Genomic DNA, 12121 nt, shown 5'->3' on the forward strand with positions numbered 1-12121 from the left:
CAACATCCTCAAGCTTTTAGGTAAGGGTAAGCAGCACGTGCGCGCCAGATAAGAGCGCTTGACTCGGCCAGAAGCACCGCGATAACTACTGTCAACGCAGAGCCAACGCCCAGGAAATAAATTGCGCCCAGCGCCAGCACTTGAACGAAGCCGGCCAGGAAGACACTGCGATTGGCGACCTTCGCCTGTCCCAGCGCACCCAGGAAGGGGTAACCGAGAAGGATTGAGGGGATGGCGGCAAGCAGCGCAAGCAGAAACACCACCAGCACCGGGTAGCTCTCCTGATAGCCTTCTCCAAATATCATCGATATCAGCATCGGCCCGCAGATGATTCCAAATGCGACACCCAGCACCGCCACAAAGAATGCACCGACGAATATCTTCCTGAACAAGGCGATGTCGCGGGACCTGGCCATATACGGGTAAATCGCCTGGGTTACTGGCGAGTAGATGGCAATAGCACCCCTGTAGAACTGCTCCGCCACAGAAAAGATCGCAACCTGGCTTGCGGTGCCGAAGACACCCAGAAAAATGGTCGCGCCCGCGCCATAGCTGACAACCGCAATCCGTGACCAGAAGTACTCCGTTGAAGCGCCCGCAATCACTCTTGTACGTTTCAGGCCCGGCCAGCGGGGAGCGAGGCCACGCCCCCGCATGACATACAAGCCAGCGAGAGCTGCAAACAGGTATCCCGTCCCATTGAGGACCGCCACCAGAGGAAGATCGTCGGCGCTTCGGCAGAAGAGCAGGACGAGTAGAACGAAGGCCAAGCGGGACGCCACGATGTAGATCGTCACGCTGGCCATCTTCTCAAGCGCCTGGAACAGCCATACCGGCTGCAGTGTCAGGCCCAGGATCGATATCAGCAGAAGTATGATGTAGACACTGCCGCCCGGAACGTGATCTGCGGTCATCACGTAGCCAATCACCGCCACGCTCACCAGGGCAAAGAGCGCCAGCTTTACCAGCAGTACCGCTCCGGCGATCCGGCGAATTCGCTCCCGATGGCCGCGTGCTCTTGAAATCTGATAGACAGCCGAAATTCCGAAGCCATAGTCCGTGATGATCGCTGCAAACTGAATCAATGCGGCACCGAACGCGAATGCGCCATAGCCGTCTCGCCCCAACACCCTCGTCAGGTACGGAGCCAGCACAAGGGGCAACAGCGCATTAGCCAACTGGATGGCCAGCAGTGCGCCGGCGTTTCCAGACAGACGCTTGAGGGTAGATGCATCCATCAGCGGCAAGCCAGCTTGAGCTCAGTGAGCGGGAGCCACCAGCGATTCAATGGTGCCTCTCCCACCAACGCCACCTTACGGACAACGCAGAGAACCGTCATCAATTCCCACTCGCCTCAGGAGACGTGGGCGCAGGCTCACTACGCATTCCCAACGCAAGCATCAGCCCAAGACTTACGAAGATGCTGTTCATTGCCGATACTGAAACGGCAGAACTCAGAACTACCCCCAGCACAACCAGGACATCGACTTTGCTGTACCCGCTCACACGAAGCGACCTGGCGATGAAGAAGAGCAGGAAAAGCAGACCAAGCACGCCATGATCAAAGAGTGCTCGAAGCAAGTACGAATGCAGAATCACCGAGTAGCAACTGCCGTCACCGGAGAAGCTGAATAGCGTTTCATAGTAGGAAAGTGCATTGCACGCATGGGTCGAGAGAGGCGTCAGCGGCATTGTCCCGAATGCATAGTTCCAGATTGACCAGGAGCTGGTCTCAGAAAGGAAAACCATCAGAAACCTGTACCTGTCAATATCTTCGACGCCGCCACCCGCAGACCTTTCGACAAAGACCAGGGCCGCTCCGGCGAGAAGGACAATGAACCCCAATGCGTAGAAGAAGGTCTTCAGGCTGAGCCGCGTCATGTAGATGCCGAAGAACATCACGACCAGCGCCAGCACCGAGCTCCGCGATCCGGATATTGCAACCAGCACGGACAGCAATGCGAGCCATAGCATTCGACGCGGACCGAGCGCGTTGCGAAGCACATAGAAGACCAAGATCAGGAATATCAGTTCGTAATTGTTCTCTACATAAATACCCGGTCGACTCCCCATGCGAGCATTGAAATCCAATGCAAGCGAGTAGCCGTACTTGATCAGGAACAGAACGATCAGGAGCTTCAGCAGGCGTGCAGATGCCGCCGCAGAGAAGACCCCCGACCGGACGAACATGCAAAGCGGAACGATGTAGATGAATGCCTTGTAGGCCTGGATGAAGTCCAGTACGTTCGCTGGGCGTGACACCCGCATGAGAGCGAATGAGACCACCACGTAGAGACCCGCCAGCAGGAAGAGCCAGATCATGTTCTTTCGCGGCAGACGAGCCACCACGAGAGCCGTCAGGAAGAACACGATCTCAAGCATGCCGCCGGCGGGCAGCATGTTGTAGGAGAACGGACTCATCAGACCAGCGATTGCAAGTGCAATCAGCGACCAGGACGACATCCTCGAGGCAAGCACTGCCCTGCTCACGCCCGAGCCCGCACTCGAAACCCTCATTGTTCCCCGCACTCCGCTTGAGCTGCAACGGGAATCAATCGCTCCAACTTCATTCTTCTATGCATGCCTATTGTTGCGTTCTGGACAGGCGAACGATCAGATCCGCCCACATGAAAGGCAGGTACTCCAGGAGGTATCGTCGCCACAGCCGTCGAGGCTCACGGATCAGCCGGTAGGGCGCGCGAAGGTTCAGCCTGTTGACCAGCGCCGGGTAGTACTCAATGCCGGAATCCACAACCTGATCAAGATAGCCGCCGCAGGTGAAGCCCAGGCCCCGCCAGCCAGCTTCCTTCAGACCGATAAGAAAACGATCCTGATATGGCGCCCCCATTCCGCAGACTACGACATCAACTCCGTTGGAGATGATCTCGTCGTAGCACGTTGAAAGCTCTGCTGCTGCTGAGAAAAAGCCGGACCTTGTGTACTTCACGTCCATGCCGAACGCATCCTGGATGCGCCCCGACGCCGCAGAGGCAACGCCATCCACACCACCTATGAAGCCAACACGCAGCCCATTGGTTACGCAATGTGCGAAAACCTCCGGCGCCAGCGAATTTCCATCAAATGACCGACGCGCTACCGGAAAACCCAGGACGCGCGTTGCGTGCCGTGCGAGCAGTCCGCCATCTGGCTGGATGAGATCAAACTTTCCGAGGACTTCTGCGTACTCCGGCGCTTGATTTAGGACATGCACGGTCAAGGGATTCACAAACGTGGCCAGCACGCAACCATCGCGATCCGGATCGTGTTGTCGCCAGTCCTTGTTTCTGTGCAGGAGGAGCTCACGCAACAGACGGAGCGAATCACTACTTTTCATCACGCGCACCACACCAGTATCAGCCTGATCACCCACAGGGCGGGTGCCAGCAGTTGCTCTACAGGGCAATGTACCTCGCACCCCAGCTTGAAGAACCCTATGCGGCAGTCGATTTGTACTCGTAGTAGCCGTAACTGTAGTAGCCAGTTGCACGGCGCTGGACTGCGTTGAAGATGGCGCCCTTTATGCGCACGTTGTTCTGCTCGAATCGACGCTTGGCCAGCGCCAGTTCCTTTGCCTGATTCAGGCCAAAACGGGCAACCATCAGGCAGGTGCCGGCGTGATGGGCAATGATCGCGGCGTCGGTAACGGCAAGAATCGGGGGCGTATCGACGATGATCAGGTCGTACTGCGGTGCCAGATCCTCGAGAAGCCGCGTGAAGTTGGCATGCATCAGCAGCTCGGAGGGGTTCGGCGGAACGTCACCACGAGAGATGAAGCTCAAGTTCTCGAGACCCGGCAGCGTGCGCACTACGTCCGAACAATCCGCCTTGCCGACCAGCAGATCCGACAGGCCCGGCATCTGGGTTGCGCCCAGCGCTTTGTGAAGTGTGCCCTTGCGCATATCAGCGTCAACAATCAGAACCTTCTGGCCGGCCTGAGCGATCACAGCGGCCAGATTCGACGATACAAAGGTCTTGCCCGCATTCGGGCTGGCGCCCGAGATCAGCACGATATTGTTCTTGGCCTCCAGCCGTGCGAAGTGCAGGCTTGTACGCAGGCTACGCACCGCCTCAATGGCCAGGTCAGCCGGATCCTTCACCGCCAGCAGATGCAGCTTTCCATCTGCCCGGAACTTGCCGCGCACGGAATCACCCTGCTGCTGCACACTCACCGGGATCGATGCGTACACGGGAAGACCCAGCTCCTCAATCTGCGATGGATCTTCCACGCCGCGATTGAGCAGCTGCTTCAGCAGCACCAGTGCAATCGAAAGAAATGCACCCAGGACCGTTCCGACAAGCACAACGAGCGCCTTGCGCGGACGTACAGGCGTTGTCGAGTCCACCTCGGCCGTATCCACGACGCGCACGTTTCCGACAGTGCCAGCGCGGGCAACGTCAAGCTGTTGCGCCTGATTGAGCATTGCGGTGTACATTTCATTGCTGACCTGCAGATCCCGGGTCAGACGCAACAATTCCTGCTGCGCTTCGGGAAGCTGCTTTACTTGCCCCTGGAAGCCGCTCTTGCGCCCTTCCAGCTCGCCAATCTGGCGCATCAGCGCCTGATACGCAGGATGATCACGGGTGAACTTGCGATCCATCTCAGCCTGCTGCAATCGCAACTGCTGAATGCTCGTCTCAACCGCGACCTCCTGGTCCAGCAGGCCCTTCGTCTGAAGGGTCAGATCAACCGAGTTGGCACGGGTTTGATAGGCACTCAGCGTCTTCTGTGCAGTATCAACCTGATTGCGGATGTTGGGCAGCGCCTCCTTGACGAAGGCCAGCTGCGCGGACGCTTCAGCGGAGTTGCGGTCAACGTTCTGACGCACGTACGCCTCCGCGACCTTCTGGAGAAAATTCTTCGCCAGATCCGGATTGGTGTTCTCATAAGTGAGCGCGAGAATACCCGACTCCTTGCCGGACTCGCCCGCACCAATTTCCTTCTGCAGATCACCCACTACGGTAAGCAGCCTCTCGCGGACCACCTCGAACCTCATGCCCGGGTTGGCCCGCAGCTTCGCCACCTGCAGGGTTACTCCCCGCCCACTGGCCGGCTTTCCAACGACGCCGGACACGAGCAGGTCACCGTGCCCATCCAGCAACTCGTAGGTGCCGTGTTCACCGGCAACAAGAGTCAGCTCCTTGGAGAGGAGATGGCGCGGGACGTCGAGCTGGAATATCTCAAGCGCCTCTCCGCCCCAACCAAAACGCGACATACCCAGCAGCGGGGCTGCCAACACATCGGGATCGACAGCTTCTGCGCGGCGCGCCATGTAGCCACCCAGGACCGGGAAGCGGTTGGGCACGACCTCGATATGCATCCTCAGCTGGTCGACAGCGTGCCCTACCACCGCACGGGATTTGATCAGGGCAATCTCCGTGCTTGCCTCGACGGCACCGGTGCTCATGCCAAGCGATTGGCTGATATCGGCAAGTCCAGGCAGGCTTGGCGTCTTGGGCTCCACCTGAATGATCGCATCTGCACGATAGACGGGGGTAGCCAGCAGCGCGTATGCAACCGAGACCACGAAGAAAAGGCCGGTAATGCCGACGATCCACCACTTGTAGTCGATCAGGGTCCCAAGCAGCTGGCGCAGATCGATCTCGTCGCTGTCTTCCGGTGCGGAGGTACGGGCTTCAGTGGTCATGGATTGGGAATCTTCAATGCAGAAAAGGGTTGCAGGACGCGATCACGCAGCGGGCAGTCAGAGGTGACGCGCCCAGCCGGACACACCCTCGGCCATCAACCTGTAGACATGCTCGAACGCCGGACGCTGCTGGCGATAGGGATCGGGAATCTCCCGATCCTGCTGCCACTTGCCCAGCAGGAAGGTCTTGCCGGACGCCTGCGGCGCAATCTCGGCAATACGGCGCACGTGCTTGCGCTCCATGGTCAGCACCAGATCGGCAGCTCCCAGGATCGCGTCATCGATCTGGCGCGCGCGATGAGCCAGGCCATTCATGCCCTGCTCCACCAGCAGCTCCTGCGCCGTGGCATCAATGCCATGCCCAATCAGCGCACCGAGACCAGCGGAGGACACCTGGATGCCCCTACCCTCGACCGCCTGGCGCAGCATCACCTCTGCGGAGGGACTGCGGCAGATGTTGCCGACACATACAAAAAGAACGTTCTTGAACACTGACCTGGATCCTGTGGCATTCCTTGCGGCGCACGCGACCAGAACACCTGAGGCCGGCGGCAGCCGCACAGCATACCTTACAAGTGCACTACAGGCGATGAAATCGCCAACAGATTCATGGAATTACGTCGCAGTTCCGGAATTCAGCCATCGCTAGTAAGCTGATCTCTGACCCAACACCTTCAGCGCCGTCAGCACAATGATCCGCACATCCAGCGTCGGACTCCATCGTCGGATGTAGTCGATGTCGTACTGGACACGCTTCTTCATCGAGCGAAGCTCCGGCGTCTCACCACGCAACCCGTGCACCTGCGCCCAACCCGTGATGCCCGGTTTGACGTAGTGACGGTGCATGTAGCGTTCGATCACCCGCTCATAGTGGTCGTTGTGCTGGATCGCATGCGGTCGCGGCCCCACCACTGACATGTTCCCGCCCAATACGTTGAAGAACTGCGGCAGCTCGTCCAGGCTGCTACGGCGCAGGAAGGCGCCAAACCGGGTGACGCGCGGATCACCGCGCGTTGCCTGGGTGATCTGCCCCTCCCCCTCCGCGTGCACACGCATGGAGCGGAACTTGAGCATCCAGAACTCTTTACCGCCAAGGCCATGACGTTTCTGCCGGAAAAGCACCGGCCCCGGTGAGCTCAGCTTCACACCGATGGCCAGCACGGCAAACAGCGGCGCCAGAAGGATTACCGCAATGCCTGCCACGACGATGTCCTCAACCCGCTTAAACAGGCGGAAGCGATGATCCACCAGACCCTGGCGCACACCGATCATCGGCACGTCACCCACTTGGTGCACGCCGGGATTCAACGCGCCCAGCCCCGTGGTGTCCGGGATTAGGCGCACCGGCACCGGAAATCGCTCGATCTGCTTGAGCATGTCCTTGATCGCGGCCGAGTGCCCCATCGGCATCGACACCCAGACCTGATCGAATTCGCCGCGGTGCTGATCCATGTACTGCGGGACGTCTTCCAGTCGCCCCAGCCGGCACGGCGCGTCCCCACCGCGACGGGTGGCGATATCGCCCGCACTGGCAAAATAGCCGATGACGTCCTTGCCAAGCTCTGGCTTTCCACGCAGCAGGCGATGCAACCTCAAAGCAGGGGCCCGCAGTCCGACCAGCAGGATCCGCTCATGGTCCATCCCGCGTGAACGCAAGCGATGCAACTGCACCCTCAGCAATACGCGCAATGCAGCCATGGAGCCCAGGCCAAAGGCATACCAGCCAATCAGCCAGGTAGAGGGGACCGCATCGGCAAGTCCGACCAGGACGACGTAGAGCGAGAACAACGCAAACGTGGCAGACCACGCCAGCAGCAACAACCAGAGATCAGCGAGAAGTCCGCGCATCCGCCAGTTGCGATAAACCGGCGCCACCGAGAAGCAGATGACGGCGCTGAGGATCAATGCACCAAACACGATGCGCTGGGAGGAATCCGGGGCCCCTGCCCCAGACATCAGGATGTGGGAGAGCACCGCCATGCCCGGCAGCAGCAACAGATCGCCCAGGCGCAACCCCAACTCAAGGGCCGCCCGGGCTTCGACGCGGCGGCGGCCTGCCCGGGACCGCGCTGCGGGGAGGTCTTCTACTGATCCATGTAGCAAAGCACTTCTCCATTCACGAGTCGACCGAACGCTGAATTGTTCGTCTTCACGCGCATGGACTCCCCAGCCAGCACGTGATTGTCAAAGGTTTGTCAATCAGATGTAACTGAATTGTGAACGATGTCGACAGCAAAAGATAGGAACCTCAAGTCAGGAGAACCCCCACCGCACCAGCGGACAATCACCTAAGTGCCTAGAACTATTACGAATTCAACATGTATCAAAGTGCATCAAAATTCTTCGCTTTAGGTCGGAATGGTTACTGATCGACGCATACTGAGCACCTCGACTTCATCAGCACTGTTAGAATTCCAAGGATTTTTTCGCAACAAGGAAGCTGCGTGTCGGACATCCTCATCTGCGGCGGCGCCGGCTACATCGGCAGCCACATGGCCCAGTACCTGGCCGAGGCCGGCCACTCGGTAACCGTGCTCGACAACCTGTCCACCGGCCATCGCGACGCGGTCTGCTGGGGCGAACTGCTGGAAGCCGACCTGCTGGATCCCGAAGCGCTCGAACGCGCTCTCGATGGTCGCCAGTTCGATGCCGTGATGCACTTCGCTGCCCGCTCGCTGGTCGGTGAGTCCGTTGCTGATCCTTATGCCTACTACGCCAACAACGTCACTGGCACACTGAACCTGCTGGCCGCCATGCGCCGCCACAACATCGATCGCATCGTGTTCTCCTCCACCGCTGCGGTATTCGGCAATCCACAGTCGGACGCGATCGATGAGGACCACCCCAAGGCGCCCATCAACCCCTACGGCGCCAGCAAGCTGATGGCAGAGCGGATCCTCGCTGACGCAGCCACTGCCTACGGCCTGCGTTCGACCTGCCTGCGCTACTTCAATGCCGCAGGCGCCCTGCCTGACCACGGCATCGGCGAGGCCCATGCCTGCGAAACCCACCTGATCCCCAATGTCCTGCGTGCCGCATTGGGCATCGGCAACGCCATGAAGGTGTTCGGCGATGACTACCCAACGCCCGATGGCACCTGCGTGCGTGACTATGTACACGTGCAGGACCTGGCGCAGGCCCACGCGCTGGCACTTGAGTACATGGAGCACACGCCCGGTGCGCACGCCTTCAATCTGGGCAATGGGCAGGGTTTCTCCGTCCATGAGGTGATTGCAGCCGCGGCAGCAGTCAGCGGACGCGAAGTTCCGTTTGAGATGGCGGGACGCCGCCCGGGCGATCCGGCCAGCCTGGTGGCGTCTTCTGCCCGCGCTCGCGAGATCCTGGGTTGGCAGCCGCGCTGGACCGAGTTGGCACCAATCATCGCCAGTGCCTGGCAGTGGCATCGCAATCCTCCCGCATGGTCGCCACAACCAGCCATCCCTGGACCCGCGCGCGCGATGGACGAAGTCCTGCCTGCCTGAACAGGCACCCCGCATAAGGATGGCCTATCGGTGCGGTTCCACCCCGCACCGCACCAAAGCCCGGCAACCTCCCTCTGCTACCATCGGCGGTTCTGTTCATCGCGTCCCCCACCTGCCCGCGATGGCGCCAAACAACGTAACGAAACACAGGAGTCTGCATGTCTTCCGAGCTGCTCAAGTCCCTTGGCCTGGACGCGATCAACGCTGGCACGTACCTGGGCAACGGGGAGTGGTCGAGCGCGACCAGCGGTGAGCTGATCACCCCGGTCAATCCGACCACCGGCGAGCCGATCGCGCAGGTCCGCGCGACCACCGAGGCCGAGTACGAGACCGTCGTCGCCCGCGCCCAGGAAGCCTTCAAGATCTGGCGCACCACGCCGGCCCCGCGCCGCGGTGAAGCCGTGCGCCTGTGCGGCGAGGCGCTGCGCAAGCACAAGGACGCCCTAGGTTCGCTGGTCGCCCTGGAAATGGGCAAGAGCAAGCCGGAAGGCGATGGCGAAGTGCAGGAGATGATCGACATCGCCGATTTCGCCGTGGGCCAGAGCCGCATGCTGTACGGCTACACCATGCATTCCGAGCGCCCCGGCCACCGCATGTACGAGCAGTACCACCCGCTGGGCCTGGTCGGCATCATCTCGGCCTTCAACTTCCCGGTCGCGGTGTGGAGCTGGAATTCGTTCCTGGCCGCCATCTGCGGCGACGTGTGCATCTGGAAGCCGTCCAACAAGACGCCGCTGACCGCCATCGCCTCGCTGAAGATCTGCAACGACGCCCTGCGCGAAGCCGGCTTCCCGGACATCTTCTTCCTGATCAACGATGCCGGCACCGCGCTGTCGGAGAAAATGGTCGGTGACCGTCGCGTGCCGCTGATCAGCTTCACCGGCTCGACCCAGGTCGGCCGCACCGTCAACGAAAAGGTTGCGCGCCGCCTGGGCCGCTGCCTGCTGGAGCTGGGTGGCAACAACGCCATCATCCTGGACGAAACCGCCGACCTGAAGCTGGCCGTGCCGGGCATCGTGTTCGGCGCGGTCGGTACCGCCGGCCAGCGCTGCACCACCACTCGCCGCCTGATCGTGCACCGCTCGATCTACGCCGACGTGCTGGCCACCCTGGTCAAAGCCTACAAGCAGGTGGAAGGCAAGATCGGTGACCCGACCGATGCCGCCAACCTGATGGGCCCGCTGAACAGCGATGGCGCCGTGCAGCAGTTCCTCGATGCCATCGCCCAGGCCAAGTCCGCCGGCGGCACCATCGAAACCGGTGGTACCCGCATCGACCGCGCAGGCAACTTCGTGCTGCCGGCGATTGTCTCCGGCCTGAAGAACAGCGACGCCGTGGTCCAGCACGAGACCTTCGCGCCGATCCTGTATGTGATGCCATACGACAGCATCGACGAAGCCATCGATATGCAGAACGGCGTGCCGCAGGGCCTGTCGTCCTCGATTTTCACCCAGAACCTGAAGACCGCCGAGAAGTTCCTGTCGGCGGCCGGCAGCGACTGCGGCATCGCCAACATCAACATCGGCACGTCCGGTGCGGAGATCGGCGGCGCCTTCGGTGGCGAGAAGGACACCGGCGGTGGCCGCGAGTCCGGCTCGGATGCGTGGAAGGTCTATATGCGTCGCCAGACCAACACCATCAACTATTCGGATTCGCTGCCGCTGGCGCAGGGCATCAAGTTCGATCTGTGATGGCAAACGACGCGGACACGTCTGTGGGTCAGAGCCCCTCCGGGGATCTGACCCCAGCGAAGGGTCGGACCCCCGCAGGGGCCCCGACCCTCGATTTCACCGGCCGCCGCGTGTTGATTGCCGGCGGCAGCAAGGGCATTGGCCGTGAAATGGCGCTGGCGTTTGCCGGCGCCGGTGCGCAGGTCTCGGTCTGCGCGCGCGGCCAGGCCGGTCTGGATGCCCTGCGTGCCGATGCACGGGCGCAGGGCTTCGAACTGCACACATTCTCCGCCGATCTGGCCGATCCCGGCCAGATCCAGGCCTGGCTGCAGGCCACCGCCGATGCACTCGGTGGCATCGACGTGCTGGTCAACAACGCCACTGGCTACGGCATGGCCGACGATGAGGACGGCTGGGCCGCCAGCCTGCAGATCGACCTGATGGCGGCCGTTCGGGCCTCGCGTCTGGCCCTGCCCTGGCTGCGCGCGTCCAGTGACGCCTGCATTCTCAATCTCTCTTCGATCGCCGCGCAGCAGCCGCGCCCCGGTGGTGCGCCCTACGCCGCCGCCAAGGCCGCGCTTTCGCACTACACCACTTCGCAGGCACTGGCGCTGGCCAAGGATCGGATCCGGGTCAATGCCATCGCACCGGGCTCGATCGAGTTCGATGACGGCCTCTGGGACCGCCGCCGCACCGAAGATCCCGCCCTGTACCACGGTACGCTGACGAAGATTCCGTTCGGTCGCTTCGGCCACCCGCGCGAGATCGCCGATGCCGCCCTGTTCCTGTGCTCGCCGCTAGCGCGCTGGGTCACCGGCAGCGTGCTCAACGTGGATGGCGGCCAGGTGTTGATGGGCTGACACCGGCACTCCGGTAGCTGCCTACCTGGCTGAAATGCCTTTCGTCGACCAAGGTCGACGCCTACCCTGGCTGAAATGCCTTTCGTCGACCAAGGTCGACGCCTGCCATCGCATCCGCCGGGCATGGGATTGCCAGGGCAGAGGCACTATCATGTGCGTACTGCCAAGGAGGACCCCGATGAGCGTGGCACCCCGACAGACAAGCGCCCTGGCCGTGGTCAGCCTGGTCATGGGCATCGCCAGCTGGACCGTCCTGCCCTTCGTGGCCAGCGTCGTGGCCATCATCACCGGCCACATGGCCCGCGCCGAAATCCGCCGCCGCCCGCATGAACTGGAAGGCGATGGCTTGGCCGTCACCGGGCTGGTGCTGGGCTGGGTGATGGTCGGCGCCGTGATCGCCGCCATCCTGGTCTTCATCCTGTTCTTCGGCGGCCTGGCCTGGCTCGCTGCAATGTCGAACTGAC

General features: G+C 61.4%; 10 protein-coding genes. 4 read left to right on the forward strand and 6 right to left on the reverse strand.

Annotated features, from left to right (window positions below; translation table 11 throughout):
• Window positions 1-8: 8 nt before the first annotated feature.
• From AC07M7_RS13920 to AC07M7_RS13945, 6 genes are all read right to left on the reverse strand, one after another.
• On the reverse strand, window positions 9-1238 hold the full coding sequence (locus tag AC07M7_RS13920; RefSeq protein WP_495207666.1) for an oligosaccharide flippase family protein: 1230 nt from the start codon (window positions 1236-1238) through the stop codon (window positions 9-11).
• A gap of 100 nt (window positions 1239-1338) precedes the next feature.
• Window positions 1339-2421: a hypothetical protein gene (locus tag AC07M7_RS13925; RefSeq protein WP_495207667.1), complete on the reverse strand. Its 1083-nt coding sequence runs from the start codon at window positions 2419-2421 to the stop codon at window positions 1339-1341.
• 163 nt (window positions 2422-2584) lie between these two features.
• Window positions 2585-3334, reverse strand: a complete 750-nt coding sequence (locus tag AC07M7_RS13930) for a WecB/TagA/CpsF family glycosyltransferase (RefSeq protein WP_495207668.1) — start codon at window positions 3332-3334, stop codon at window positions 2585-2587.
• 97 nt (window positions 3335-3431) lie between these two features.
• Complete coding sequence (locus AC07M7_RS13935; RefSeq protein ID WP_495207669.1) at window positions 3432-5645, reverse strand: polysaccharide biosynthesis tyrosine autokinase; 2214 nt, start codon at window positions 5643-5645, stop codon at window positions 3432-3434.
• Between the two features lie 57 nt (window positions 5646-5702).
• Entirely contained in the window at window positions 5703-6137 is a 435-nt protein-coding gene (locus AC07M7_RS13940) for a low molecular weight protein-tyrosine-phosphatase (RefSeq protein ID WP_495207670.1), read from the reverse strand.
• Between the two features lie 153 nt (window positions 6138-6290).
• Window positions 6291-7658, reverse strand: a complete 1368-nt coding sequence (locus AC07M7_RS13945; RefSeq protein ID WP_495207671.1) for an undecaprenyl-phosphate glucose phosphotransferase — start codon at window positions 7656-7658, stop codon at window positions 6291-6293.
• 431 nt (window positions 7659-8089) lie between these two features.
• Here AC07M7_RS13945 and galE point away from each other — a divergent pair, with 431 nt between their 5' ends.
• From galE to AC07M7_RS13965, 4 genes are all read left to right on the forward strand, one after another.
• Window positions 8090-9127 carry a UDP-glucose 4-epimerase GalE gene (gene galE, locus AC07M7_RS13950; protein ID WP_495207672.1) on the forward strand — a complete coding sequence of 346 codons (1038 nt, stop codon included), beginning with the start codon at window positions 8090-8092 and terminating at the stop codon, window positions 9125-9127.
• Window positions 9128-9285: 158 nt separating this feature from the next.
• Window positions 9286-10818 carry an L-piperidine-6-carboxylate dehydrogenase gene (gene amaB, locus AC07M7_RS13955; RefSeq protein ID WP_495207673.1) on the forward strand — a complete coding sequence of 511 codons (1533 nt, stop codon included), beginning with the start codon at window positions 9286-9288 and terminating at the stop codon, window positions 10816-10818.
• Window positions 10818-11657, forward strand: a complete 840-nt coding sequence (locus AC07M7_RS13960; protein WP_495207674.1) for an SDR family NAD(P)-dependent oxidoreductase — start codon at window positions 10818-10820, stop codon at window positions 11655-11657. Before amaB ends, AC07M7_RS13960 begins: the two co-directional genes overlap by 1 nt.
• A 178-nt stretch (window positions 11658-11835) precedes the next feature.
• A complete protein-coding gene (locus AC07M7_RS13965) occupies window positions 11836-12120 on the forward strand; it encodes a DUF4190 domain-containing protein (protein WP_136638719.1) in 285 nt (94 codons plus the stop codon).
• Window position 12121: the final 1 nt, after the last annotated feature.

This window comes from Stenotrophomonas sp. GW821-FHT09E08, assembly GCF_059416125.1.